This window comes from Chryseotalea sp. WA131a, assembly GCA_025370075.1.
GTDB lineage: Bacteria > Bacteroidota > Bacteroidia > Cytophagales > Cyclobacteriaceae > ELB16-189.
In genome coordinates, this window is sequence record CP073016.1 from 1,849,445 (window position 1) to 1,876,273 (window position 26,829).

Annotated in this window: 21 protein-coding genes and 1 pseudogene; 13 read left to right on the plus strand and 9 right to left on the minus strand. The window is 41.2% G+C overall.

Going from position 1 to position 26,829, the window contains the following annotated elements; all coding sequences use genetic code 11:
• Nucleotides 1–14: 14 nt before the first annotated feature.
• A complete protein-coding gene (locus KA713_08310) occupies nt 15–845 on the minus strand; it encodes a universal stress protein (protein UXE68560.1) in 831 nt (276 codons plus the stop codon).
• 86 nt (nt 846–931) lie between these two features.
• Here KA713_08310 and KA713_08315 point away from each other — a divergent pair, with 86 nt between their 5' ends.
• The 3 genes and pseudogenes from KA713_08315 to KA713_08325 all read left to right on the plus strand — a co-directional run bounded on the left by KA713_08315 (nt 932) and on the right by KA713_08325 (nt 3,516).
• On the plus strand, nt 932–2,152 hold the full coding sequence (locus KA713_08315) for a M20/M25/M40 family metallo-hydrolase (GenBank protein ID UXE68561.1): 1,221 nt from the start codon (nt 932–934) through the stop codon (nt 2,150–2,152).
• 81 nt (nt 2,153–2,233) lie between these two features.
• A pseudogene (locus KA713_08320) lies at nt 2,234–2,750 on the plus strand (neutral zinc metallopeptidase).
• A 58-nt stretch (nt 2,751–2,808) separates the two neighbouring features.
• On the plus strand, nt 2,809–3,516 hold the full coding sequence (locus KA713_08325; GenBank protein UXE68562.1) for a YebC/PmpR family DNA-binding transcriptional regulator: 708 nt from the start codon (nt 2,809–2,811) through the stop codon (nt 3,514–3,516).
• Between the two features lie 68 nt (nt 3,517–3,584).
• On the opposite strand, the gene KA713_08330 is transcribed toward KA713_08325, so the two are convergent.
• The 5 genes from KA713_08330 to KA713_08350 all read right to left on the minus strand — a co-directional run bounded on the left by KA713_08330 (nt 3,585) and on the right by KA713_08350 (nt 11,026).
• Entirely contained in the window at nt 3,585–5,549 is a 1,965-nt protein-coding gene (locus KA713_08330; GenBank protein ID UXE68563.1) for a sulfatase-like hydrolase/transferase, read from the minus strand.
• 158 nt (nt 5,550–5,707) lie between these two features.
• Nucleotides 5,708–5,938, minus strand: a complete 231-nt coding sequence (locus tag KA713_08335; protein ID UXE68564.1) for a hypothetical protein — start codon at nt 5,936–5,938, stop codon at nt 5,708–5,710.
• A 14-nt stretch (nt 5,939–5,952) separates the two neighbouring features.
• On the minus strand, nt 5,953–6,390 hold the full coding sequence (locus KA713_08340; GenBank protein ID UXE68565.1) for a hypothetical protein: 438 nt from the start codon (nt 6,388–6,390) through the stop codon (nt 5,953–5,955).
• A gap of 52 nt (nt 6,391–6,442) precedes the next feature.
• Nucleotides 6,443–7,498 (minus strand): aminoglycoside phosphotransferase family protein, encoded by a 1,056-nt coding sequence (locus KA713_08345; protein ID UXE68566.1) that lies wholly within the window; start codon nt 7,496–7,498, stop codon nt 6,443–6,445.
• Nucleotides 7,499–7,576: 78 nt separating this feature from the next.
• Entirely contained in the window at nt 7,577–11,026 is a 3,450-nt protein-coding gene (locus KA713_08350) for a leucine--tRNA ligase (protein UXE68567.1), read from the minus strand.
• A 288-nt stretch (nt 11,027–11,314) separates the two neighbouring features.
• Here KA713_08350 and KA713_08355 point away from each other — a divergent pair, with 288 nt between their 5' ends.
• Complete coding sequence (locus tag KA713_08355; GenBank protein ID UXE68568.1) at nt 11,315–11,539, plus strand: hypothetical protein; 225 nt, start codon at nt 11,315–11,317, stop codon at nt 11,537–11,539.
• Between the two features lie 64 nt (nt 11,540–11,603).
• On the opposite strand, the gene KA713_08360 is transcribed toward KA713_08355, so the two are convergent.
• Both KA713_08360 and crtI read right to left on the minus strand, forming a co-directional pair.
• Nucleotides 11,604–12,233 (minus strand): carotenoid biosynthesis protein, encoded by a 630-nt coding sequence (locus KA713_08360; protein ID UXE68569.1) that lies wholly within the window; start codon nt 12,231–12,233, stop codon nt 11,604–11,606.
• Nucleotides 12,234–12,369: 136 nt separating this feature from the next.
• Nucleotides 12,370–13,842 carry a phytoene desaturase gene (gene crtI, locus KA713_08365; GenBank protein UXE68570.1) on the minus strand — a complete coding sequence of 491 codons (1,473 nt, stop codon included), beginning with the start codon at nt 13,840–13,842 and terminating at the stop codon, nt 12,370–12,372.
• Nucleotides 13,843–14,381: 539 nt separating this feature from the next.
• On the opposite strand from crtI, the gene KA713_08370 reads away from it, so the two are divergent.
• The 9 genes from KA713_08370 (at nt 14,382) to KA713_08410 (ending at nt 23,695) form a co-directional block, all read left to right on the plus strand.
• A complete protein-coding gene (locus KA713_08370; GenBank protein ID UXE68571.1) occupies nt 14,382–16,826 on the plus strand; it encodes a DNA translocase FtsK 4TM domain-containing protein in 2,445 nt (814 codons plus the stop codon).
• Nucleotides 16,827–16,891: 65 nt separating this feature from the next.
• Nucleotides 16,892–17,488, plus strand: coding sequence for an outer membrane lipoprotein carrier protein LolA (locus KA713_08375; protein UXE69079.1), 597 nt, complete (start codon nt 16,892–16,894; stop codon nt 17,486–17,488).
• A gap of 106 nt (nt 17,489–17,594) precedes the next feature.
• Nucleotides 17,595–18,407: an orotidine-5'-phosphate decarboxylase gene (gene pyrF, locus KA713_08380; protein ID UXE68572.1), complete on the plus strand. Its 813-nt coding sequence runs from the start codon at nt 17,595–17,597 to the stop codon at nt 18,405–18,407.
• A gap of 252 nt (nt 18,408–18,659) precedes the next feature.
• Entirely contained in the window at nt 18,660–19,946 is a 1,287-nt protein-coding gene (locus KA713_08385) for a DUF2851 family protein (GenBank protein ID UXE69080.1), read from the plus strand.
• The gene (locus KA713_08390) at nt 19,943–21,202 is read left to right on the plus strand and encodes a hypothetical protein (GenBank protein UXE68573.1); all 1,260 of its coding nucleotides are present in this window, start codon (nt 19,943–19,945) and stop codon (nt 21,200–21,202) included. Before KA713_08385 ends, KA713_08390 begins: the two co-directional genes overlap by 4 nt.
• Before the next feature lie 67 nt (nt 21,203–21,269).
• Nucleotides 21,270–21,905, plus strand: a complete 636-nt coding sequence (locus KA713_08395; protein UXE68574.1) for a NeuD/PglB/VioB family sugar acetyltransferase — start codon at nt 21,270–21,272, stop codon at nt 21,903–21,905.
• Nucleotides 21,906–21,968: 63 nt separating this feature from the next.
• Nucleotides 21,969–22,826 (plus strand): nucleoside phosphorylase, encoded by an 858-nt coding sequence (locus tag KA713_08400; protein ID UXE68575.1) that lies wholly within the window; start codon nt 21,969–21,971, stop codon nt 22,824–22,826.
• A gap of 20 nt (nt 22,827–22,846) precedes the next feature.
• Nucleotides 22,847–23,224 (plus strand): hypothetical protein, encoded by a 378-nt coding sequence (locus KA713_08405; protein ID UXE68576.1) that lies wholly within the window; start codon nt 22,847–22,849, stop codon nt 23,222–23,224.
• 18 nt (nt 23,225–23,242) lie between these two features.
• Entirely contained in the window at nt 23,243–23,695 is a 453-nt protein-coding gene (locus KA713_08410; protein UXE68577.1) for a hypothetical protein, read from the plus strand.
• Between the two features lie 66 nt (nt 23,696–23,761).
• Here the strand turns inward: KA713_08410 and KA713_08415 are convergent, their stop codons facing one another.
• Nucleotides 23,762–26,752, minus strand: a complete 2,991-nt coding sequence (locus KA713_08415; protein ID UXE68578.1) for a hypothetical protein — start codon at nt 26,750–26,752, stop codon at nt 23,762–23,764.
• Nucleotides 26,753–26,829 lie beyond the last annotated feature (77 nt).

Sequence of the window (26,829 nt, forward strand, 5' to 3'; positions counted from 1 at the left end):
AAAAGACAAACCAATTACTTCCTCTTAATCGCCAACAACGGGATTGTGCCCAGGTAAGCTAGCGTGCGTGTCACGCTTTTAGCAAAAAGTTTTTCTTCCAAACTTAATTTATGCGTGAACGTGGTGAGCAAGTCAGCCTTGGTTTCTTTAATGTAAGAATCGATAGCGGTTGGAATATCTTCTTCCAAAATCAATTTGAAATCGATCTTACCATAATTGGATTTTTTGATCATCGCCTCCACAGATAATTTTGAGGCCTCTACCCTCTTGTCCATGGCGCCCACCACGTGAATCATGTGTACGTGTGAATCATAGATTTTGGCAAACTCTAAAACAATGTCCAACTCCTTTTGCGTATCCTTCAAATCAGAAGCATAAACGATCTTTTCTAAGTTTTTAAATTTTGCAAATTCGGGAATAGCCAACACAGGCACCGGGCTATCGTCAATCACCGAAACGGTAGTGCCACCCAAGCGGGCTTTCTTCATTGCCGAAGCACCGCGCGAACCCATGGCCACAATATTGGTTTTATTTTTTTCGGTATATCGTTTCACCATATCGGCTACGGTATGCGCTCGAATGGCTTTAAATTCAATTGCATAGTCGCCTTTTATTATGCTTTTGAGTTCTGAAATCAAGGCCGCCCCTTCTTCTTCAGAAACCTGAACCAATGCTTTTTCTATTTGCTTCATGCGCAAATTAGCTTTGGGCACTCCATCAAATCGGATGATATTCAATATGGTAAACTCGGCCTTTACGGTGGTGCCCAATCGAATAGCGTATTCGATGGCCACTTTTGATAAAGGAGTAAAATCGGTAAGCAACACAATTTTGGGTACTGACATAGCGGTATAGAGTTATTTTCAAAAATAAACCATTCGCAAGCAGTAAAAAAGTGATTAAGGATGTAAATTTCGGGATGCTTAACTCCATGAAAAATAGCCTAATTCTTACCCTACTTCTATTGACCGCCAGCGTAACACTTTGCGCACAAGCCTCTTCTAAAAATATCATTACCCACATTAGGGTATTGGCCAACGACTCGCTGGAAGGTAGAGGCACTGGCACGGCAGGCGAAAGACTAGCGATGGCCTATATTCAATCGCAATGGAAAGAAATGAAATTGATTCCCAAAGGGGATGGAAAAAGCTATTCGCAAAAATTCAGTTTCAAATCTGGCACACACGGCACAGGTAAAGAAGGCACGAGCTACAACTTAGTTGGCTACATCGATAACCGAGCTGTCAATACCATTATCATTGGTGCACACTACGATCACTTGGGGTTGGGTATGGAGAGTGGTTCGCTGGACGCCAACCCACAAAACAAAATCCATAACGGTGCAGATGACAATGCTTCGGGTGTTGCAGGGGTTTTGGAATTGGCTCGCCATTTTCAAACAAATAGAATTAAAGAGGCTTACAATTTTTTGTTTCTATGTTTTAGTGGTGAGGAGTTGGGTTTGTACGGCTCCAAGTATTTTACCGAAAACCCAACCATCGATTTAAGAAAGGCAAACTTTATGATAAATTTAGACATGGTTGGACGCTTAAATCCCGATTCTAAAAATCTAACCGTAAGCGGATCGGGCACCAGTGCTGCGTTTGAGCCTTTGTTAAAAAGTTTATCAAACGATAAAGTCCAAATTAAAACTGATTCATCGGGCATGGGTCCCTCCGACCATACTTCATTTTATCTAAAAAACATTCCGGTACTTCATTTCTTCACAGGTTCGCATAGCGATTACCACAAACCGACTGACGACTGGGACAAGATTAATGCAGAGGGCGAAAAAGAATTGCTGAATGTTATCATTCGGTTAGTTGAAAAATTGGAGAAGCAGCCCAAGCTTTCTTTCTTACCTACCAAAAATAAATCGATGAGCTCTTCACGCTCTTTTAAAGTTACCATGGGGGTGATGCCAAGCTATTCTTCATCCGAAGAAGGATTGAAAGTAGATGGTGTAAGTGAAGGCAAGCCAGCGCAAAAGGCCGGGATACAAACAGGAGATTTAATCATGCAAATTGGCGATTTTAAAATCAAAGACATACAAGCTTATATGGACGCTTTGGGTAAATTTGAAAAAGGACAAACTGTGCCAGTGAAGTTGAAGCGGGGAAATGAGATGGTAGTGGTGAATGTTACTTTTTAAATATGGTAAGTATGGTTGGTAAGTAGTAAGTGGTATTCTGTATTCAATCTCCCAAATCCTATCTCCCAAATTCTTTTAATTATGAAATAGGAAGGAAGAAGAGAAATTGATAACGTATATGATCAACGGGGAGGCGGTCGTGGTTTTGGAGGTTTTCCCAGAGGACTATTGACCAAGAATGGACTCGGCACAATCGTCATAGTATTAGTGATCAGTTGGCTTACGGGCACCAACCCATTATCGCTGTTAAAGCAAACAGAGGTATTTTCGACCGACCAAACTCGTTATGCACCCGTTACGGGCACACCCGAAGAAGAGGAATTAATAATCTTTGTTGCGGTACTACTGGCTTCAACAGAAGATGTATGGCATCAACTAAAAAGCGATTACCGCGATCCGAAGCTTACGATTTTCAGAGGGCAAACCACAATCCAGTTGCGGAAGTGCTTCTTCATGTCTTCAGAAACAATTTCAAGGCATGGTAAACACAGAATCATTTACGCACGGCACATCCGAGCAACGCGTGCGCTGGTTCAAAAAAGGATATTTGGCTGGAGATACAAAAGAAGGGGATACGTTTAGTGCTACTGAGCTTTAGTATTTTGGAAATCCATTTCAACTCTTATTTTTGTCTCCGCTAAAACTAACCAGAACTTATGGGACGCGTATTTGAAAAAAGAAAACATACCATGTTCGCGCGCTTTGACAAAATGGCCAAGGCTTTCACACGAATTGGAAAGGACATCGCCATGGCCGTAAAAGCCAATGGCCCTAATCCTGATAATAATCCGAAGTTGCGCATGGCCATACGCAATGCCAAAGGCGCAAACATGCCTAAAGACCGTGTAGATGCGGCCATCAAACGTGCTTCCTCAAAAGACGAAAAAGATTTTCAAGAAATCATCTATGAAGGATATGCTCCACATGGCATACCTGTGATTGTAGAATGTGCGACTGACAATCCCACTCGCACCGTTGCCAATATTCGATTGCATTTTTCAAAGAACGATGGAAGCATGGGCAACTCGGGTTCAGTATCATTTATGTTTGAGCATAAAGGCGTTTTTAAATTCGAACCAAGTAAGTTGAATTTAGATGAACTGGAGTTGGATTTGATTGATGCTGGCGCGGAAGACATTCAACGCGATGAAGAAGAAACTATCATCTACACCAAGTTTACTGAATTTGGTCACATGGTAAAATTTTTGGAGTCTAAAAAATTGGAAGCAAAAAGCTCTGAACTTCAATACATACCAACCACTACCAAAGAACTGAATGAAGCCCAACAAGATGATGTTTTAAAATGCATTGCCGCCCTGGAAGAAGATGATGACGTGCAGAACGTGTATCATAATTTGGCATAAGAAAAAGAATGTAGGAGTTAGGAGACCGACTACCGAACACTGACCAATCACCTCTTACCAACTACCACTCACTGAAAACCTTCAACCGTCAGCTTATCATCCACCATTCGATTATTGTATTGCTGAATAAACGCCTTCAGGCGAAGTTCCATTTTGCCGACTACTTCTGGACGGGAATCAAGTAAGTTATTGCTGATGGTTTTGTCTGTTTTAAAATTGTAAAGTCCGATTGACTTCGTGCCATCAAACTGTAAGAAGTAATCGCCCATAAAAGCTTGGTAGGTATTATTGAGGTAATTGAAGACAAAGGGCTCTTCGTCACCAAATACATTACGCCCAAACGAAAAATAGGGTTCATTAAAATGTAAATTACCCAACACCGTTGGCAAAATATCAGCTTGCTGAACGATTTCGTTTTTCATTGGCAATGGGCTACTTCCTGGCTCATAAAAAATAATGGGTACAGCAAAATAACCACTCGGTGAATTGTATTCTTGAAACTGAATTTCGGCAGAAGCGTGATCGGCCGTTAGAACAAAAAGAGTATTGTTGAACCAAGGCATTTTGGAGGCCTTTGCAAAAAACTTTCGCAATGCCATGTCGGTATACTGGATGGTGCGGTGAACGAGCTTGGGACCGCCCTTAAAAACATTTTCATATTCGCTGGGCAAATTGTAAGGGTGATGAGAAGAAACTGTAAATACCGTGGTATAAAATGGCTGCTTAAACGAATTCATCTTCGTAGCAAAGTATTGCAAAAACTTTTCGTCCCATATTCCCCAAATGCCGTCAAAGTCATCGGTAGCGCGATAGGTGTCTTCATATTCATCTTTGCCAAAATACCCATCAAAGCCACTTAAGTTTGCAAAGGCATCAAAGCCCATGCTGCCATTGGGTGCCCCATGAAAGAAGGCACTGTAATATCCTTTGTTGCGCAGCAGCGATGGCAGACTGTTGATCTTATTTCCCGAATAATGCGAAAGTACATAGGGCACTTCAATAGAGGGAATGCTGCAAATAACAGAGGGCATGGCGTCAATCGATTTTCTTCCATTGGCCATGGAATATTGAAATGCATGGCTCACACCAATGAGCGAATCTAAAAATGGTGCATATCCTTTGTACTTTCCTCCTTCTAATTCTTTGTTGTACGCTCCAATAAATTCTTTGGAGAAACTTTCCAAAATTAGCACCACTACATTTTTCCTTCGAAAAGGAAGTGTATCGCGTGGAATCTTGACCGGATTGAATACTTTGTTAAGTTCTTCCTCAGAAGAAAAATAATTCACTTTAGAAATCACATTTGCTTTGGCCGTGCGCATCAACGCAAAGGGGGTATTGAGCACCAAATTTATTTCGCGGGGTTCTTTGACGTACGAGGCTGCGTTGCTTAGCGTGATCGGACGGGTGCTTTCGCGAAAGCCTCCACGCGCACCACCAATAAATAGTCCAATACAAAGGGCAAAGGCAACTACTCCGTAACCGTAAAATTTCCATTTGTTTGGCTGCTGAGGGCCATCGTAGCTGATTCGATTAAAAGCAATCACCAATAGCGTTACCAAAAAAACAAAAAATAAAGTTGCGTACCAGTAGTCAAACACAAATTGAAATAACAATTTCCCTAAGTTAGTTTCGTTTTCAAACTGATTTAAAAAACTGAGTGTTGTTCTGCGCAGCGTAAATCGATAATAAATGAAATCAGCCGTGTTGGCGGCAAAAGCAATTGAATTGGTGATGATAAAGATCCATTTCACCATGCTTTTGTACCCATTCCTAAATCGGAAAGTGAAAGGCAAAATCATCAATAAAATGAAAAGTGAATTGGAATACAGCGTTGCGGAAAGGTCAAACCTAAGCCCACCGCCCATGATGATGACAAAGCGCTGGAAGGTTAAATTGGGGAAAAAGGAAGTGTTAAAAAGATAAAACCCAATTCTGCTTACGGAATACAATACCATCACCACCACCAAACTTCGCACCAATGCCCAATAGATGTTTCGGTTCCAATTGCCTGATAGGTATTTAGTTAACATTTTGATAGATTAGAGATAATGTTCTCGCAAAATAAGTCAAAACCAAACGGATTAAGCTCACCTTCCTATCAGTAATTCTTTTATGCTTTGTTATTTGAAAAGTTCTAAAAACCTGATTTTTTAGGATTTTTTTGCTACTAAATCCCTATCGAATGAGGCTACAGGAGGCTACTGTTTGCAGTTGCTTTGAGTTTTGTTGCGATTACTGTCAACGGCCAAAATGTAGATGCTTTGGCATCTTTGGTCGTTTCAACTTTCCCATTGCGCTTGATGAAGGTCTTCAAAAAGATAATCAATAATTTGGAAAGTTCACCATACGCAGTACGCCTATCGGATTTTCGTACGGTTACTTTATAATAAGGTATGATATGATTATGTGATTGCTCCAAGTTTACGTTCGGACTTAGGCAATCAACCGAGCCGCCCGCTTCATTGCTTCAACGTGGCTTTGGCCATTCTCAATATTTCCCTGAATGGTTTCGATTAACTCTTTAATATACTCGCGGTTGTAGCCAAATTTTACAGCAAAAATCTGCGATAGCCTTTGTTCTTCAGCATGAATATCTTTATCAATGCTCATCATGTGCACGAGGTCGTATAGTTGATGAAATTTTTCTGTTGGGTCTTTGGGCACATCAAATACCACACGGTCTGGATTCTGCTTTATTTCATTTAGTTGTGATTCGGAAATATTATTGCGTTTGGCAATCGACTTTAAGAGATCGTATTCTACTGAATCAAAATTGCCATCTACAGCAGCCATTTCAATCAGGTTCTTCATGTGGCTTTTGGCGGTGGCCTTTCCTTGAGAAACAAGCCCGAGTAATTCTTTAAAGTTCATACGGAATCAGTTGAGGTGGTTAAAATTAATGAGTTTAGGTGAAATTAAAAACTCATTCTATTGAATGAAGTATGGATTTTAATAGGTCGTCTTTGTCCGTCATACTTTGGAGTAGTATAAATTGATTTTTTGCTCGATTAAGATTATGGTCTGGATAGGCTGCACCATAGTATTGATCATTGCTAAAGTAATCGGTAAGAAACCGTAACGCCTGCATATAGGTGATCCAATAACCAGCTTTGCATAACGAATTCCGCTCGTGCGCGGTTAGCTCGCTTCCCATGGCCGCCAAATAACCAGAAGCAATTGCTTTAAAGAATTCCTCTCGAACAATTATATTAGTAAAGTCCAGTTCTTCTTCGTTCGCAGGCGAAAGATAGGTGCGCATCATATCGCCTACATCGCTAAAAAAATAGCCGGACATCACTGTATCCAAGTCAATTACGCAAATGCCTTTATCTTGTTGGTTAAACAGTACATTGCTGATTTTGGTATCGTGATGGGTGACCCGAAGTTTAGATTGTGGATGATTTGTAAATTCTTTGTATTCCGCGACTAAATATGAGAATGACTTTAGCTGTTGAATCACTTGCTGGCACTCCCCTACTCGCTCTTGACTGCCGAAGCGAATGCTCTCCTCAAATTGCTGATAGCGCAACGCCAGATCATGAAAATCAGGAATGGTTGTTTTTAATGCGCGTGTGTTAAACTCCTCAAACATTTTGGTGAACAACCCAAACTGATAGGCCGCCTCGTAGGCTTGTGAGGGATTTTGCACCACCAAAATAGTGTGCGAATCTTTAACGAAAGGCAAAAGCCGAAAACAGCCTTCTTTATTTTTAAAAAGAGTGTCTCCAACTACCGTGGGTATTTCCGAAACAAAAGGATAATCGGGCTGATAGTGCTTTAAATATTTTGAAAGTTGGCAATGGTTTTCTGCAATAGCCTCGGGGCTCTTAAATACTTGGGTGTTAATTTTTTGTAGAATGAATTCTCTTTCACTATCCGTTACTTTCCAAGTAGCATTGATGAGTCCTCCACTGATTTTATTTACAATAGCATCTTCATTTACACCAAAGGCCGTAAGAATTGGTTTCAGATTGTCCATGTCTATATAAAAGGCCTTAGGTTTCAAGGCACACGCCACAAGCTTGTGGCCTGTCGCGTGTGGCATGAGGAAATGAATTTACATCACCACATTTACAATTCTTCCTTGCACCACAATTACTTTCTTTGGCGGTTGTCCTTCCGTCCATTTTTGCACGGTCTCCGAAGCCAACACTAATTTCTCGATATCCTCTTTCGGCATATCCAACGCAAAGTTCATTTTTGCGCGCACTTTTCCATTGATGGAAATCGGGTACTCAAAAGAATTTTCTTTCAAGTATTCTTCTTTAAAAATGGGGTAAGTGGCGTTCAAAATAGAATCTTGGTGGCCTAACTTCTCCCACAACTCCTCGGTAATGTGCGGAGCAAAAGGCGAAAGCACAATGGCGAGCGGTTCTAAAATAGCGCGCTTGTTGCACTTCATCGAACTCAATTCGTTGGCACAAATCATAAACTCGCTCACCGAAGTATTGAATGAATAGTTTTCAATATCAAGTTCTACTTTTTTGATGAGCTTATGCAATACTTTAAACTCTTCTCGGGTTGGTTCTGCATCCGATACATGGAAATTGCCTTGGGCATCATGGAACAGGTTCCAAACCCTGCGCAAAAACTTAAACACGCCATCAATGCCTTGTGTGCTCCACGGCTTCGATGCTTCCAGAGGCCCCAAGAACATTTCATACATTCGAAGAGTATCCGCTCCGTAGTTGTTGATGATTTCATCTGGGTTGACTACGTTGTAGTACGACTTGCTCATTTTTTCGATTGCAGAGCCACAGATGTATTTTCCAAAGCTAGAATCAAATGTTGGATTGCTGTCTGTATCCTCAAACAAAAACTTCGCTTCGCTGAAATCAACCTTCCAATTTCTGAATCTTGAAACATCTAATTCGAATCCATCAACTAAAGAAATATCCACATGTAGTCCTTCTCTCAATGAATCGGGTCTTGCTGTGATAACTCCTTCGAAATCGCCACCAATATTCAAAAACTTCAATATCTCCTCGGATATCATTCGAAATGACTCTCCATTTAACATTCTATCTCGAATACCTTTTGAAACAAAAAGCTGAGGTAGCTGATCATTCGTAAAACCAGTAAGAGAATATGAAAGTCTATAAGCAAATCTCGAATCCCCCGTGATCTTCCCCTGATTAATCAACTTCTTAAACGGTTCATCAAAATTTAAGTAGCCTAAGTCGTGCAGCACTTTTGTCCAAAGTCTGGCATAAAGCAAATGTGCCACGGCATGTTCAGAGCCACCGATGTAAACATCCACTTGGTTCCAATAATCCAACGCCTTCTTATCTGCAAAAGCATTTTTGTTGTGTGGGTCCATGTAGCGCAAAAAGTACCAAGCTGCCCCCGCGTGCGTGGGCATGGTGTTGCTGTCGCGCTTTTGGTTGGGCGCAAAATTGATCCAGTCAGTAAGGTTTGCCAACGGCCCTTCTCCTTTGCCTGAGGGCTTAAAATTATTGGAAGCAGGAAGTTCTAATGGCAATTCACTTTCATTCATTGCATACGGCATATCGTCCTTGAACACTACCGGAAACGGTTCGCCCCAATAGCGCTGTCGGCTCCAGCCCGCATCGCGCATTTTGTAATTGACCTGTCGCTTGCCAATGCCGCGCTTTTCAATTTCGGCAATCGACACATCAATGGCATTGCGCATCACCATGCCATTCAAGAAGCCCGAGTTTTCCAGAACAGCTTCTTTGGTTGGATTCGCCTCGTTGCCATTGTAGTGGACACCAATAATATTGGTAATAGGGATATTAAAATGCTTGGCAAACTTGTGGTCGCGTTCATCACCACACGGCACAGCCATAATCGCGCCTGTGCCATAGCCGGCCAACACGTACTCGCTAATCCAAACAGGAATTTGTTTTCCATCAAAGGGATTGACAGCATACGCCCCCGTGAATGCTCCCGTAATCTTCTTCACTTCGGCCATCCGCTCTACTTCCGAGCGACTCTCCACATACTTCAAATATTTTTCAATTTCTTCGCGCTGCTCTCCGGTAGTAATCTGCTTCACCAAGTGATGTTCAGGTGCCAGCACCATGAAGTCAACCCCAAAAATGGTATCGGGGCGAGTGGTGAAAACTTTGATGAACTTACTTAATGAATTATTGAGAGGGGATTGCTTCGATTTTAAGACCTCACCCCCCGACCCCCTCTCCACAGGAGAGGGGGAGGTGAGTTCTGATTTAACTCTTTGCAAAACTTCTGAAAGCGAATTTAGAACTTGCTCATTGGCGAAACGAATCACTCGAAAACCTTCTCCTTCAATAAATTTTGTTCTCTCTTCGTCCTCACGTTTTTGCTTATTGTGTATAGGGCCATCCAACTCAACGACCAATTTCTTATCAATGCAGACAAAGTCAACGATGAAACTACCAATCGCATGTTGCCTTCTGAATTTTACACCAAGACCATTATTGCGAACTGCCTGCCAAAATTTGTCTTCGGCCTCCGTTGGCTCTTTCCTGTTTTCTCTCGCATATTCCTTTATCGCATTCCAAGTTTTAGCATCTGAAGTGAAAATAAAATCTTGCGCATGCACTTCTTGCTTAGAGTTATCGACAACTTCATTCGGTGTGTCACCCCTCTCCTGTGGAGAGGGGCCGGGGGAGAGGTCAAACTTTAACTCCGCTCCCACACTCTTCCCAATCCAGTTACGCTGAATTTCCTTCATGCTTTCGCTAAAGTCAATTTCTTCTAAGCCTTTCAATAATCGGTCGGCATACTCGGTTATGCGCAAACTCCATTGGCGCATTTGGCGCTTCACCACAGGGAAGCCCCCACGATAACTCACACCATTAATCACTTCATCGTTGGCCAGCACCGTGCCCAACGCCTCGCACCAATTCACATCCGTGTAGGCCAAGTACGCCAAGCGATACTCCATCAAAATTTCTTGCTGTTGCTTTTCAGCGTAACCTTTCCACTCGGAAGCTGAAAAATTCTGGATTTTGAATTTTGCATTCGGAACAGCGTGGCTGGCGTTTCCCTCCTTCTCAAAAATCTTCACCAACTCGCTGATTCGCTCCGCCTTCTGTTTGGCTCTGTTGAACCAGCTATCGAAAATCTCTAAGAAAATCCATTGCGTCCATCGGTAGTATTCCGGATCACAGGTCTGCACCTCACGACTCCAATCATAACTAAAACCAATTTGACCAAGTTGTCTTTTAAAGTTTTGAATATTGTCTTGCGTGCTTTTGGCAGGGTGCACGCCATGTTCAATGGCATATTGTTCGGCCGGTAACCCAAATGCGTCAAAGCCCATGGGATGCAACACATTAAAACCTTTGATGCGTTTGAAGCGCGCCACAATATCGCTGGCAATGTAGCCCAGCGGATGCCCCACATGCAGCCCCGCACCCGATGGGTAGGGAAACATATCCAACACATAATACTTGGGCTTAGAAGAATCGTTACTTACACGGTACACACTCTTCTCTTCCCACGCTTTGCGCCACTTATCCTCAATGCGCTTAATCTCTTCTTTGCTATAATCGGCCATTGCTGTCAAAAAATTCAAGATATTAGAACCGCAAAAGTAATGGTTATGGTTGAACTTTGCCCATTGCCGACAGCCGATTGCCTACTTTTTTGGCGTCCTGCTTCGGTTGCCACCTCCGCGAAAACGCTCCGACTGTCAAACTCGCACCGGGCTGCCTCTACTCCTTGCCCCACCGCTCATTGCCCGCTGCTGGGTATCCACTTCCATCCCTGGCCGGAAATACTCACAATGAAAATTGTCAAATGAAACTTTAAATTAATATCTTCACAGACTAATACCCGAAACCCTATGAAGACCTCCTCCTATAACCCCAGCCCGCTAGAGATTGATTTTGCTAATGCCTTATTCATTTTGCAAAAGGAGTTGGAAAAACATTTGCAAGGCAACCAAATCATACATGTAGAGAGCAACATCAAGCGCGATAACCCCATGGTGAAGTTTAACCTACTCGACAAAGATGGCGACCCACACGAAATAGTGGTGCGGATTGTTCAAATACCAGATAAGTTTTAAAACTTAAGCTACAGATTTATTAATGGCAGAATTGATTTAATCTGTGGTAATTTTTTTATAGAATCTAAAACCTAGAAGTTGCATTTAGCACCAAAAAGAAAACCGACTCAATTATTAAAAACGGCAAAGCAAATCGGTTAGGCTTCGCCACATTTAATCGGTTGAAAAGGGTAAACAAGATAGCCGACACTACAAACCAACCGATGTAATTACTCAGCGGCACTTGTCCACCTTGCCAGCTCCAAAAATCATAGTGAATGGCTACGGGCTCCATCAGCCAATCTAAAAACACAGCCGTCATGGCGCAAGCAAAAACAAATCGAGTTGCCGAAACCCGACCAGTAAAAACAGTAGCGATGGAATAAATGGTGATAAACCAGTTGACGCCAATCATCAACGGGATATTATAAAGTTTGATGCCAAGGGTGTTTCCGTATTGATAGTAGCCAAAAATCAAATGATGGTTAACGCCTAAATATTCTACACCAAAACCAACCGCAAAAGCAATAATCGCAAAAAGATAAAAAGACGATGTCCGCTCCGAGTGGTTCCATGCCAACAAAAAGGCGCTTACTAAAAGTGTAATGGGCGTTGCTTGCTGAAATAGGCTTTTGTATGGAGAGAGCAAACCAACGATGCCAACCGCATAAAGCAATAAAGTAATACCAAAAGAAATCTTTAATCTTTTTTCCACAAACTTTTAACTATCGACTTTTATACTTTAAAACTTTAAACTTTAAACCTTGAACTTTAAACTTCCAACTTTAAACTTTGAACTTTCAACTTTGAACTTTAAACTTTAAACTTTTTTAAACCTTGAACTCAGACAACTAAACTTTAAACTTCTCCCCAACCAACTCCCCCACTATTTTCCCAGACAGCAAGCACAGCGGAATACCCCCTCCTGGATGCACGCTGCCTCCGCAAAAAAACAAATTATCAAACTGCGAAGAAAAGTTTTTATGCCTAAGAAAGGCTGCAAAGGGATTATTGGAACTTGTTCCATACAACGACCCTTGGTAAGATGAAGTTTTCAAATCGATGGAACGCGGGTCGAGAATTTCTTCTACCTCAATCAATGCAGCAATATCCATTTTTAAAAGTCGACTTAATTTAGCAATAACGTTTTGCCGGGTTTGTGAAATGATAGTCTCCCACTCCTGCCCTACATTCGCTGGCACGTTTACCATAACAAACCAATTTTCCTTTCCGTTGGGTGCATCAGCCAGTTCGTACTTACTCGTAATATTGAGGTACACGGTAGGGTCATTATATACCGACTTCAGTTCAAATATATGTTGAAACTCCTTTTCGTACTCGCTGCTGAAAAATATATTATGCAGATCCAATTCTAGAAAAGAGTGATTGATTCCCCAATAAAAAATAAGCGCAGAGCTAGAGCGTTCTTGCTTTAGAATTCGTTCAGGAGCTTTTACTGTCGGCATCAATTTTCGGTACGCATAATACGCATCCATGTTGCAAACCACCACATCCGCAAAAACAAATTGCTTGTGCACCTCTACACCGGTTACACGATTATTACTATTCCCAATTTTTGTAATCTGCTGATCAAAGGAAAACCTCACACCCAAATTAACAGCCAGTTTATAAAGCGCCAACGTAATGGCGTGCATCCCTCCTTTCGGCAAATACGTGCCGATGGAAAATTCCAAGTGAGGAATAGAAGTTAAAATGCCGGGCGCTTGGTAGGGATTGGAACCGTTGTAGGTGGCATAGCGATTGAACAACTGAACAAGCTTGGGGTGTTGTAGCCGTTTTTCATTCAGCTTGTTCATGGTGGTGAAAATTCCGTAGCGATGGATTTTTGACAATGACTTTGCAACCGGCCAAGTAAGCCAAGTAGAAAGTTTGTGCAGCGAGTTCTCTAAGAATATCTTTCCAGCAGATTGGTATGTTGCTCCACTTTGTTCGAGATAATCATTGACGGTCTTAGGTGAAACTCCAAATTTCCGTTCAATTTCTTCTGCCAATTTTTTCCGGTCAGCAAAGGCTGTGAGTTGCGTTCCGTCTTCATAAAAATATTTACAGCAAACTTCCATGCGTTGATAGTTGAAATAATCGCGGGGGTTTTTGCCCGCGAGCTTAAATAAATCATCTACTAAATAAGGAAGGGTAAACAAAGATGGTCCGGCATCAAAGCGATAGCCATCTAAACTAAACTCACTCAACTTACCGCCTGGGTAAGCATTGGCTTCAAAGACATGAACCTCCAACCCTTGGCACCTCAAACGGATGGCTGATGCCAAACCCGCCACACCTGATCCAATAACAACTGCTTTCATTATTTTAAGCTAAGAACAAGTTAATATTAGTATGGTTTTGCTTTTTTGCAAACTTACTATCAAAAGTGAGAAGCTATGGAAAGTGTATCAATTGTGGGCAGCCTGTGAGTAATAAGTTTTGCGGCAATTCTGACTAATGTTTCACAAGTTGTTGATATTCAATTGGGTCAACAGTATCTCACACATGGAATTTATCGTGTGCGGTTGCGCATCCGCAGTAATGCTACGGGCTGTGAATCGGTGGATGAATAAAAGTGAAAATTTTAAAAATCCGGTACTGCATTTTCTGTCTGACTTGCCTTTAGCCAGTGGGAACGCAAAAACCAACCGATGTTGGGTTTGCCAATACGTTCAATCTACAAATTTTTGAATGGCACATCCCTCACAAAATTATGCGATGTTAGGCTGCCAGTGGTAGCCCACGCTTTACCTACCTCCGCCCAGGGAACACACACCAGTAAATGATTTTCATCGCTTCATCGCTCAACAAAGCCATTCGATTTTACCATATTTTGGCTTAGATTTGCGGTAAATACGCGATGGCCGAAAACACCTACAAGTCCAATACATTTAAGAAACCTGAGAAAGAAAAGAAAGGGAAGTCGCCTAAATCGAAGTTCAAGTTCAGTTTTTCTTTTTTTCAAGATGCGCGCTTTATTCTGGCCAGCGGTTTTTTCTTTATCATTATTGCGCTTTACCTTTTTACTGCATTTATATCCTACCTATTTACCGGCAAGGCCGACCAAAGTGTAGTAGAGGCTATGTGGAATACCAATTTGCTTGAATCCGGACGAGAAGCAGAAAACTGGCTAGGTCTTTACGGAGCGATTACTTCGCACTATCTCATGTTTAAATGGTTGGGCATCTCTGCCTTTGCCATTCCGCCTCTGTTGTTTTTGGTGGGATTCAAGATGGTTTTCAAGCGTGAATTATTATCGATTTTTTCAGTTTTTATTTTTTCCGTCTTCGCGGGATTATGGCTTTGTTTGTTGTTAGGCTATTTAACCCACACGTTGGCTGGTGTGAATGAAATCAGTTTTCTCAGTGGAGGTCTTGGCTACGAATTGGCCAAAGTTTCGGATGGATTGCTCGGGTGGGGAACATTTATGGTGTTGATACTGTCGCTGTTTATCTTCATCATTTATTTCTATAACGTTACAGCCATCAATGCCTTTCAAGTAAAAAACCCTAAACCAATCGGCAACGATGCATTCTTGCCAGAAGAAGACATCATCAAGCCGACCTATACCGATGAACGAGATAACTGGCCGGATAAAAAAGAAGATGATGGTGAATTGCTTTTGATGAAGCAACCAACCGAGCCAACAAAAATCCCTGAAATAAAATTGGAGGTTGAGGCCGAGAAAGTAGAAATCAAAGAAAAAATTGAACCCCTCTTTACAATAGAAGACCCAATTGTAGAAAGTGATGCGGTAGCCGAAAAATTAGTAGAGGCAAAAGGTCTCTATGACCCCACTCTTGATTTAAGTAGTTATAAATTTCCGCCCATTGAGTTGTTGAATGAGTACGAAGTAGGAAAGGTGCAAGTATCGCAAGAGGAACTGAATCAAAACAAAGACAAAATTGTTGCTACACTTACCAATTTTAAAATTGGTATTCAAAGCATTAAGGCCACCATTGGCCCAACGGTTACCCTTTATGAAATCGTACCCGATGCGGGTATCAAAATTTCACGCATCAAAAATTTGGAAGATGATATCGCCTTGAGCCTTGCAGCGCTGGGTATTCGGATTATCGCACCCATCCCCGGCAAGGGCACCATTGGTATTGAAGTGCCAAACAAAAACCGAGAGATGGTAAGCATACGTTCGGTGTTGGCTTCTGAGCGTTTTCAAAAATCGGATAAGGACTTACCCATTGCCATTGGCAAAACCATCTCAAATGAATTATTGGTAATTGATTTGGCCAAGATGCCACACTTGTTGGTGGCAGGTGCTACAGGCCAAGGTAAGTCGGTGGGGCTGAATGTGATTTTAACTTCACTACTTTACAAACTTCACCCGAGCCAATTAAAGTTTGTGTTGGTCGACCCGAAGAAAGTGGAGATGTCGCTCTTCAGTAAAATAGAAAGACATTACTTGGCCAAGCTCCCCAATAGCGAAGAGGCCATAATTACCGATACCAAAAAAGTAGTGTACACCCTCAATTCGCTTTGCATTGAAATGGAGAACCGTTACGAAATTTTGAAAGATGCGGGTGCGCGAAACCTGAAGGAGTACAACGCTAAATTTGTTGGACGAAAGCTAAATCCAAAAGAAGGACATCGCTTTTTACCCTACATCGTTTTAGTGATTGATGAGTTGGCCGATTTGATGATGACAGCCGGTAAAGAAGTAGAAACCCCAATTGCCCGATTAGCACAATTGGCTCGCGCTATTGGCATACACTTAGTGGTTGCTACACAACGACCTTCTGTTAATGTAATCACCGGTGTTATCAAAGCAAACTTCCCGGCAAGGCTTTCTTTCCGAGTAACTTCGAAAGTCGATTCGCGCACGATTTTAGATTCAGGCGGAGCCGATCAATTGGTGGGCATGGGCGATATGCTGTTGTCATTGGGTTCAGATGTGATCCGTTTGCAAAGTCCGTTTGTAGATACACCAGAGATTGAAAAAGTCTGCGATTACATTGGTGCGCAGCGAGGGTACGATTCAGCTTACCTGTTGCCTGAGTTTGAAGGTGAAGACGAGGGTGGGGCAAATGCGGTAGATTTATCGGAGCGCGATGGGTTGTTTGAAGAAGCCGCAAAATTAATCGTCATGCACCAGCAAGGAAGCACGTCCCTTATCCAACGAAAGTTGAAACTTGGATATAACCGAGCTGGTCGATTAATTGATCAATTGGAAGCAGCTAAAATTGTAGGCCCTTTCGAGGGTTCGAAAGCACGGGAGGTTTTGATTAAAGACGAAACTAGTTTGGAACAATTATTGACTGATTTAAAAGATAAACACAGTAAACCATAATGTAGATTTTAACCAATTCGATGAAAAAGTTTGTTTCAGTGGCCATTTTAACGTTTGCAGGTAAGATGTTGATGGCTCAATACGACCCCAAGGCATTAGAGATTCTAGAAGCCATGAGCAAAAAATACAAAGCCATTCCCACTTTTGAGGCAAACATTACCTCGGCCATGACCAACGAGACCGATGGCGTAAAGGAAGAATTCAAAGGAAAAATCACCGTAAAGGGCGATAAATTCAAGTTGATTTTGGATGATCAGGAGATTACTAATAACGGTGCTACGGTATGGACCTACCTGCCATCGGCCAAAGAAGTGAGCATCGATAACTTTGACCCAAAGTCGGATGAGATCAATCCAGTAAAAATATTTGAGATTTATAAAAAAGGTTTTAAATACGTACACTTGGGTGAAAAAACAGAGGCGGGTGTTGTAGTAGATGAAGTTGACTTGGTGCCCGAGAAGAAAAACGCGCAGTATTTTAAAATCAAGATGATGATTTCTAAAAAGGACAAAAGCATCCATAGCTGGACAATGTTTGATCGCTCTGGTAATCGCTATCGATATTCCATTACCAAGTTTACTCCTAATCTAAAATTAGATGATGCCTTCTTTACTTTTGATGTGAAAAAATATCCTGGTGTGGAAGTAAATGATTTGAGGTAGTTCTTTTTTCAAGAAAATAGTAAGTCGGTGAGAGCCGACTTTTTTTTGTTTAGTCATTTCGGTTTTTTACAAATAGAATTACCGCAAGTTTCTTTATTTTTATACAATGAACCGCCAAGAGCTATTTGAGCAAATCAAAAAAAAGAGATCGTATCTATGTGTGGGGCTCGATACCGATTTGGACAAAATACCCAAACATTTGCTGAAAACAGACGACCCCGTTTTTGAATTTAATAAGCAAATTATTGACGCAACCCACGAGTATTGCGTAGCCTACAAACCCAACATCGCATTTTACGAGGCACTCGGCCCTAAGGGTTGGGAGAGTTTGCAAAAGACCTTGGATTATTTACCTACTGATTGCTTTACCATTGCTGATGCCAAACGTGGCGACATTGGTAATACCAGTGCCTTGTATGCCAAAGCTTTTTTTGAACGGATGAATTTTGATTCCATTACCGTTGCTCCTTATATGGGTGAAGATTCCGTCAAACCATTTTTAGAATTCAGCGGCAAGTGGGTCATACTGTTGGTTCATACTTCCAATTCGGGCAGTCGTGATTTTCAATTGCTGGAATCCAACGATGGTCACTTCCTTTTTCAACATGTGATTTTTGCTTCGCAGCAATGGGCCACACCCGACCAAATGATGTATGTAGTGGGTGCAACCCACGCAGAAAAGATTGGTGCCATACGCGCATTAGCCCCTGAGCATTTTTTTCTTGTGCCAGGCGTTGGTGCACAAGGGGGAGATTTAGGAGCTGTTTCGAAAGCCGGATTGAATAGTCAGTGTGGCTTATTGGTCAATTCTTCAAGAGCAATTATCTATGCATCAAGCAAGGAGGATTTTGCAGAAGTGGCCAGGAGGGAAGCGATGAAGACTCAAAAAGAAATGGAAGTCTACTTACAGCACTTGTAGTTATGGATGTTGTGGGAGTCTTGATTACATTCATACTTTATCCATTCAGGTTCATTATTGGTTTGTGTAAGATTTGGCTTGAGAACGGAAGAAGAAAAACCTTTGGTCAAATTTTAACAGAAAGTGAAACGAGAGAAATAGTCTCACACGGTACAATATCGATTCTGAATTTGATTGCTGGAATCGGGGCTATCATGATGATGATTTTTGTGATAATGGTTATCGTAGGAATTTTTAAGAATGGACTCAGTCATGCATGAATCCTTTCTCCATTATATCTGGCAGTGCCAATACTTTAATCGGGAAGGTTTAAAGACTACCAATGGAGAACTTCTCTCTATTTTCAAAAACGGAGTTCACAATACAGATGCGGGTCCAGACTTTTCGAATGCTAAAATAAAGATTGGCGATATTGATTGGGCCGGCCATGTGGAGATACATATCAATTCATCGGATTGGAACCAACACCGACACCATTTGGATGCCGCGTATGATAATGTGATTTTACATGTAGTATGGAAACACGATTTGCCCATCATTCGAAAGGACGGTTCAGTCATCCCCACATTGGCGTTAGCGGATCGTGTTGACTCTACTCTTGTTAAATTATACCAAAAACTTGTTAACAGTGCTTTTTCAATTCCTTGTGCTAAATCGTTTGCAAAGATGGAGGACTTGATTAAACTATCAATGCTGGATAAAGCCTTGATGCAGCGGTTAAATAGCAAATCTGCTTTGGTATTAGCCGCCCATGCTGCAAACAAAGGCGATTGGGAAGAAACATTGTATCAGCAATTGGCCAAAAACTTTGGCTTTAAGGTGAATGCTGAACCATTTTTGCGATTGGCATCAACCATTCCGTTTCGGATGCTGAAAAAGCAAAGCAACAGCTTGTTGCAAATAGAAGCCTTGCTATTGGGTGGGGCGGGTATGTTGGAAACAAAAACCAAAGATGAGTATGTGGCCTCGCTTTACAGAGAATATCAGTTGTTGAAGACAAAGTATACGCTTGGCAATGTTCAATTGCATGCGGCTCAATGGAAATTTCTACGTTTGCGCCCCGCCAATTTTCCCACCTTACGAATAGCCCAATTTGCTTCTTTGCTCTATCACAACCGTAATTTTTTCTCGCAGATAGTAGAGACTGAATCACTTCACGATGTTTACAAATTGTTTGAAGTGAACCAATCCGATTATTGGCAAAATCATTACCGTTTTGGTAGCAAGTCGCAGAAAAAAGTGGCAGCACTTGGTGAAAGTAGCATTCAAAATATAATCATCAATTCGATTGTGCCGGTGCTGGTGAGCTATGGACAGACTATAGACGATAATCGATATGTCGAGCGGGCTATCCAGTGGTTAGAAAATTTACCTACGGAAAAAAATAAAATTACCCGCGTGTGGGAAGATATTGGTATGAAGGTAAAATCATCTTTTGATTCGCAAGCCCTGATAGAGCAATATAACAACATGTGTCAAAAAAGGAATTGCCTGAATTGTGTGATTGGCTCAACGTTGCTTAAGCCCTCTTCCTTGTGAATTTTCTTCAATACGTATTTAGCTTTTTGCTGCTTTCAATCATTACGGTTGTGCTTTACAAAAGATTTCAGCCCGTTAATCCTTGGTTGTTTTGGTCGTCCTGGTTAATGCGATTTGTTTGTGCTATTGCCCTTGGTTTGGTTTACAAAAATTACTATGCAGTAGGTGACACGTGGAATTTTTTTTCAGATGCTGTTCAACTTAGCCAATTGGCAAAAACTGATTTTGTGAGTTACATCCGTTTTTTATGGAGCGAAGATTTGCATCCCGAAATTTTTAATCAACTGATTTCATCAGACCGTTCAGTATTATTGGTAAAGTTTGCTAGCGTATTCGCGTTACTGTCAAACGACAATTACTGGATAGCTTGTCTTTATTTTTCAATGATTTCGTTTGCATCGGCTTGGTTTTTGTTTTTCACCATCCGTCAATTATTTCCAGCGTTATCATCGGCTGCTGCTGGTGCCATTTTATTTTTTCCATCAGTTGTTTTTTGGTCTTCTGGATTGATTAAAGAAACGATTGCTTTGGCAGCTCTTTACCTGATTACGGCCACACTTGTTCGATACCTGGTTTCTCAAAACCTAAATTTTTGGGAAACATTATTTTCATTAATAGCTTTTTATTTTTTGTGGCAACTGAAATATTATTGGGCAGCTCTCTATGCTGCTGTAGTAATCACCACGATAGCCACATTTTTTATCAAGAATAAATCAGCAATGAAACCAATCTCTCTTCACGGCATTTGGTTGTTGATTTTTGTTTTTATTCTTGCCTTGGTTACTCTCACCCATCCAAATTTTTATATTCATCGGCTGTTGGAAGTGGTGTTTGAGAACAATCAGCAATTCGTAAACCTTTCGAAGCACGGAAACTGTATTGAATATATTGGTTTAAATGAAACGTGGTGGAGTTTTTGCCTCAACACTCCTATCGCACTTTTCTCAGGGTTGTTTCGGCCATTTGTGTGGGAGGCCCACGGACTGATGGGCTGGTTCGCAGCCATGGAGAATTTATTCTTGCTAATTCTGTTTGTATGGTGGATAATGACCCGAAGGAAACTACCAGGGGAGGTTCTCCTTCCCATTTTTACTTATTCTATTTTGTTAACAGTTTTTTTGGCTCTGTCATCTCCTAACTTCGGCACCTTATCGCGTTACCGAATTGGGTTTCTGCCTTTTTTTGTTTTTGCGTTATCTGCCTATCATCCCGCTATTAATCATTTGTTTCGCAGCGGACCCGATTTACCTAAATAGTTTAATCTGCTTCTGTAGATTCAATCGAGAATTACCAGTAAATTTGCCGTTCAGATTAGATTGATAAATGAAAAACCCAGTTATTATTTTAGGAGCGAATGCCGTTGGCCGCGCAGCCAAGGAAATCTTTGAGAGGAATGAAGTAGTGATCTATGGTTTTTTAGATGATGATAAGAAATTACACAAAACTGAAATAGATGAAGCAACCGTTTACGGAGTTACCGATGACGATGGCTTTTTGAAGTTGATTGGGAAAAAGTGCGAAGCTTTTGTGGCAGTAGATGAAACCAAAGTGCGCAAGGCATTGGTGAAAATGCTACAGGAAGTACGGCATGTGCAACCTGTCAATGCGGTGCATCCTCAATCGATGGTATCATTGAAAGCCGAGATCGGTCATGGAAACTTTATCGATTATGGATGTTATTTAGCACCCTCTGCAAAGGTTGGCAACCACTGTTTGATTCAAGCCAATGCCACCATCGGGGTAGAGACTAAGTTGGGCGATTTTGTGCAAGTGGGGGCAGGTTCTACAATCAATCAGAACGTAACCATAGAAGATGAAGTATTCATCGGCTCAGGTGTTACGATTGTAGCGGGCATAAAAGTTGGCAAAGGAGCTCGAATTGGTGCTGGCTCGGTGGTGATTGCTCCTGTAAAGGCCGGTGATACGGTTTTTGGAAACCCTGCGCAGGTGGTAAAGTGATTTAATTTAGATACGAGATGCTTGAAGCCTGCATCCATAATCTAGTAACCAGTCTCTAAACAAATGGCAAAAATTTCTGAAACCGATTTAATACTCAATTCCGATGGCAGTGTCTATCACCTAAGTTTATTGCCAAAAAATATCTCCGACACGATCATTACTGTGGGTGACCCCAGTCGGGTGTATATGGTAAGTCAGTTTTTTGATGAGGTGGAGTTTGAAATGAACAAGCGTGAGTTTATTACGCATGTTGGAAAATTCAATAATAAACGCATCACGGTTATCAGCACCGGCATTGGCACCGACAACATTGAAATTTTCTTTAATGAGTTAGATGCATTGGTGAATATAGATTTGAAAACGCGTGAGCCGAAGCCTCGAAAAAAGAAACTAAAAATTGTCCGCATCGGTACATCGGGTGCGTTGCAGGAAGATATCCCGGTGGGAAGTCATTTGGTTTCTGATTATGCGGTTGGGTTGGATAACCTGATGAATTTTTATGATCTGCCCATGGACGATTTTGAAACCGGTGTGGCACACGATATTCAAAAAAAAACTGGACTTCCATTTATGCCGTATGTTGTGCGGGGTTCTGAGTCATTACGAGAATCTATCGGTAATGGAATGTTGGTAGGCAACACCGTTACTTGTCCAGGTTTTTATGCGCCACAAGGAAGAGAACTTCGGTTGCCCATTCGTTTCCCTAAGTTGCTAGAAGATTTGAACTACTACCACAAAGGAGAATTCTGGCTCACCAATTTTGAAATGGAGACATCTGGTTACTATGCCATGGGACGTTTGCTGGGGCACGATGTATTGAGTGCTAATGCCATCATTGCCAATCGTATTAAGAACAAGTTCTCTAAGAATCCCAACAAAGTGATTGAATCATTGATTGAGAAAGTGTTGGAGAGGATTTGATTTTTTAAACGAAAAATTTGATGTTAACAAAAGATAACTTGATCGAGATGATGCAGAATGAGAATCTGACCCTCGTATCAACCCATGACAGGTTGTGTTTCCCAATCATAGAAAGGATTGCAAAAAAGATGTCTATCGGTTTAGTATTCTCTAGCATTAGTGTTGATGGAAATCTAATTGTAAACGGACATCATCGGTACCTGGCCTCCTTGTTAGTGGGGTATAAATTAGACCAAGCAGCTTGCCCAAGAACTATCGCAAAAGAACCTATTGATTGGAAATCAGTTAAATTAGTTGATGAAGATTGGGATACAGACGCCAAAATAAAGATGTTAACCGAAGAGGATGCCAGGTATAATGACTTGACTTTAGAAGACCTTATGAAAAAGCTAAAATAACTTTCGTACTTTTGTTCCATGTTGATTTTTTTAGACATAGACGGTGTAATGGTTCAAGCTGCCGGATGGAAAGCCCCTCCAAATTTGGTGGATGGCATTCCTACGTTTAATCAAAAAGCAATTAGCGCACTAAAGAGTTTGATTTCTAATGACACGACTGTAGTTCTTACTACCTCACATCGGGCTAGATTTACAATTGACATGTGGAAAAAAATTTTTGAAAGACGAGGGCTTAAAATTGATAAATTATTAACGCTAAGCGTAAATCATGATTTCAAAAAAAGAAAGGACGAAATTTTAGAATGGTTAAATACTCATGACATTGAAACAGATTTTGTAATTATTGATGATGATACAAGTCTCAATTCCCTCCCTAAAGATTTAAAAGAACATCTAATTATTACAAGCCCCTTGGTTGGGCTTACTCCTGAGCATATTTCTAACTTTAGAAAAAGGACTCACTTAGCTTAGGTGAGTCTCTTTTTTGTCAAATTTTCCTTGATCAAAATTTGTATTTTCATATTTCTAAACTGTTAGTTAGAAATTAAACGTTCCAATTAGCAATTCAAAAAGCGATATTGATGGCTTGAGACCAATTGAATAGCGAAAGCCAATATCAAATTGAGGGAGTAAACGCATTACGTTTAAGTCTAGCTTTACCTCTACCCCGGTTGAAACAAACGTCTCGGAATCATTGAATTTTGGACTGCTTCCGTATCCATAATCAAAAAAACCGTTTGCTCTAATTCGTTGAAGATTAACAAGGGGGCCAAATGCCATATCTGGATACCATATTGGCATAGTATAGTTAATTGACATAGAATAAAAATCTTGAGAGCGATATAAACCTAGTCCACCTCTGGGTAGTGGTATTTGATTACGGAACAAATACGTGCTATTGTCAATTAATGTTGTTCGTTTTTTGTCTGCGAAATAGAGGAATTCAAGTTGAGTTTTTTGATACGCGAAATATCCCCAAATGGAATGGTGTTTGAATAGTCCAGGAAAATACATGATACCATAAACCGAGAATTGTGAGCCAATAAAATCACCACCGTAAGGAGTGTTATAAGCATTTAAGTATACAGATTGACCCCACTTACTATTTATATCTCTTCTACTTTGCTTAATCAAGCGATAAGCCGAAATGCTAAACTTATTGTAATGTAAATTGCCGTTAGAAGCTATATCATTTCCAAAATAGAAATCTCGAATGCTATCATTTACAATCTTTTTGGGAATGATTCTTTGATTGTTAAATGAGTTTCCAAAATCTGATATTTGAGTAAATCCAATTGAATTGCTGAATGTGATACCGCTAACAAACCGTGAGGTTGTAGTTATCAGTGGAATACGTAAACCAGCTTCAATATTTTTTTCTTTCCAGTTAATAATTAAATCTTTAGTGTTTTTAGTTTCTGTCCGCTGGCCGTTAAATGGGCCTGTTATCGTAGTTACAGTTAATGCACCTCTATTGATTTTTCTATCACCCTGACTTACTGAAAAATCAATAATTGGAAAAAGTCCTTGATAGCTGACAGTGGCTTTCCAAGCACCTGTCCTTTCATTCAAATCATATAAATATCCTGCATTGATAGTGGTGGTGCTCAATAAATCACGGGAAGTAATTCCAAGATTTACCTGTGTCAAATCATTTGTAAAATACCCACCCCAACTATACGGATTAATAATTCCCTTCAACCTTGAATATTTTTTCACCTTCAAGTTTTCTTGCGGGATGTTCTTTAGCAAATCAGGATGACCCTCTTGCTCCACCAAGTGCGCAAACGAATAGGAGGGCTGCGCCTTTTTCGTCCACGGTTTCCATAGCGTGGGGTCAAAGTTTATTTTTACCACATCCATTCCATCTTTGCCTTGGTTGTTGTAGTAAATGGTTTTTCCATCTTTGGATATACATGGATTGTAAGCCGCATACTTACTGCACGTAATTTGGTAGCGCTGATTGGATTCCATATCCAACGCATAGATGTTATCAATACCGCTAATGGGCGAGTTGTATAAAATGTATTTTCCAACAGGCACAGGATATCCGTAATTCTCGTCCGAGAAATCAGTCAAATCTGCCGACTGCCCCGTTTGCGTATCGAACTTGCTAATGGCTTTGCCTTGCTTGTTTGTCTTTAGTGCAATGATGGTTTTGCCATCTTCGCTCCAGTGCGGCATGGAAATAAAATCGTTGTTCGGATTACTAAACTCTATAAGAACTTTCCCAGTGAAATAATCCAATACTACTAAGTTTGTCAAGTAATCGGTGGTGGTTTCAACCGTGGCCACTTTGTATCCATCGGGCGAAAGTGCAGCAGCAGCATATCTTCCTTTGTTCGCAATCACTCGCTTCCGTTTTGTATCAACATCATACCCCACAATGGAGGAGTAATTCTTTACACGCCACCGTGGATCAAACCGGTATTCGTTCCACACCACGCGGTTGTTGGCTGTTGACATCATGGCCGTGGTATTGATGGGGCCTTGCACGAATGCTTTTTTCTCCACACCGTTTTTAAGAATTATCAATGTTTCAATATCACCGATGCCCGATTTTTGTGCGAGGATACTTCCATCCGATAATACCTGCGGAAATTTGTAATCGGTATACGCTTTGGTGGTTCGTGGATTCACTTGCTCAAAAGTGGTGAGTTGCAATGTATCCAGTTGTGCTTGCCAATCTTTTTTCAATTGTGCAGCCATATCACGATAAAGCCCTGTCACATACGTGCCACTTTCTTTTTTCAACGCATTTGAAAATGCAAAAGGAATAAACGGAATGTTCCACGAACGTCTGGTTACATTTTCCCACACTTCGGCATTGCCTGTTTTCTTGCGCAAGTACGAAATCATTTGATAACCCAGCACGTAGTGATCGGGTATGTTGTGCTTATACGAGCGCAGATACTGTTTATGGTAGTTAAATGTTCGGCCTTCCATTAAGTTGGTGCGGAACAGCAATTCAAAATTCGGTATTCTTCCTCGACCGCTTGAGGTAAAGGCTGTCTCTGTAGCCACGGCATCGCCTTCCCAAAACCATTCGGGGGCGGCTACATAGCTCATGCCTGCCAATACATTTGCACCAAAGGTGTAGTATAATAATTTATTAAAGCCACGCGTGGCATGTTGAAACTGCACCATGTGGCGGTATTCGTGACTGGCCAATAAATCTAGCCAATCGTTATTGCCCAGAAAATTATAATTCTGTGAGGGCATTGCATAAAACTCTGACCTACGCGGTGTAATCGATACAAACCCATTTGAAACGGCCGATTGATTTTGAAGTATCACCGATATTTTGCGCGGACTAGCCCCCATAGTTTTTGATTCGGGACCGTGAATGTGCTCTAGGGTATTGGCCATCCGTTGCGCTTGTACATCAAAGCCTTGCGGAAACAATACCCGGAAGTGGGGGGTGTTTACCTGAAACCATTTTAAAGAGGGGGGGTTGTTTTCGTTGATGATTTCTTGAGCAAACAAAAATGAAGGAAGAAGGAGTAAAAGCAGGAAGATTTTACGCATAATCATTCGGAATTGAAAGCTAAAGTACAATGGATTTTAAAATAATCACGGTAGGCTAGGCTATATTTACACAACGA

Coding starts and splice junctions, on each gene's coding strand:
- pyrF (UXE68572.1), top strand. CDS start 17,595: ATGAACCGCCAAGAGCTATTTGAGCAAATCAAAAAAAAGAGATCGTAT.
- KA713_08330 (UXE68563.1), bottom strand. CDS start 5,549: ATGTTAACTAAATACCTATCAGGCAATTGGAACCGAAACATCTATTGG.
- KA713_08350 (UXE68567.1), bottom strand. CDS start 11,026: ATGGCCGATTATAGCAAAGAAGAGATTAAGCGCATTGAGGATAAGTGG.
- KA713_08315 (UXE68561.1), top strand. CDS start 932: ATGAAAAATAGCCTAATTCTTACCCTACTTCTATTGACCGCCAGCGTA.
- KA713_08385 (UXE69080.1), top strand. CDS start 18,660: ATGCATGAATCCTTTCTCCATTATATCTGGCAGTGCCAATACTTTAAT.
- KA713_08400 (UXE68575.1), top strand. CDS start 21,969: ATGGCAAAAATTTCTGAAACCGATTTAATACTCAATTCCGATGGCAGT.
- KA713_08355 (UXE68568.1), top strand. CDS start 11,315: ATGAAGACCTCCTCCTATAACCCCAGCCCGCTAGAGATTGATTTTGCT.
- KA713_08370 (UXE68571.1), top strand. CDS start 14,382: ATGGCCGAAAACACCTACAAGTCCAATACATTTAAGAAACCTGAGAAA.
- KA713_08405 (UXE68576.1), top strand. CDS start 22,847: ATGTTAACAAAAGATAACTTGATCGAGATGATGCAGAATGAGAATCTG.
- KA713_08410 (UXE68577.1), top strand. CDS start 23,243: ATGTTGATTTTTTTAGACATAGACGGTGTAATGGTTCAAGCTGCCGGA.
- KA713_08345 (UXE68566.1), bottom strand. CDS start 7,498: ATGGACAATCTGAAACCAATTCTTACGGCCTTTGGTGTAAATGAAGAT.
- KA713_08325 (UXE68562.1), top strand. CDS start 2,809: ATGGGACGCGTATTTGAAAAAAGAAAACATACCATGTTCGCGCGCTTT.
- KA713_08310 (UXE68560.1), bottom strand. CDS start 845: ATGTCAGTACCCAAAATTGTGTTGCTTACCGATTTTACTCCTTTATCA.
- KA713_08340 (UXE68565.1), bottom strand. CDS start 6,390: ATGAACTTTAAAGAATTACTCGGGCTTGTTTCTCAAGGAAAGGCCACC.
- KA713_08415 (UXE68578.1), bottom strand. CDS start 26,752: ATGCGTAAAATCTTCCTGCTTTTACTCCTTCTTCCTTCATTTTTGTTT.
- crtI (UXE68570.1), bottom strand. CDS start 13,842: ATGAAAGCAGTTGTTATTGGATCAGGTGTGGCGGGTTTGGCATCAGCC.
- KA713_08375 (UXE69079.1), top strand. CDS start 16,892: ATGTTGATGGCTCAATACGACCCCAAGGCATTAGAGATTCTAGAAGCC.
- KA713_08395 (UXE68574.1), top strand. CDS start 21,270: ATGAAAAACCCAGTTATTATTTTAGGAGCGAATGCCGTTGGCCGCGCA.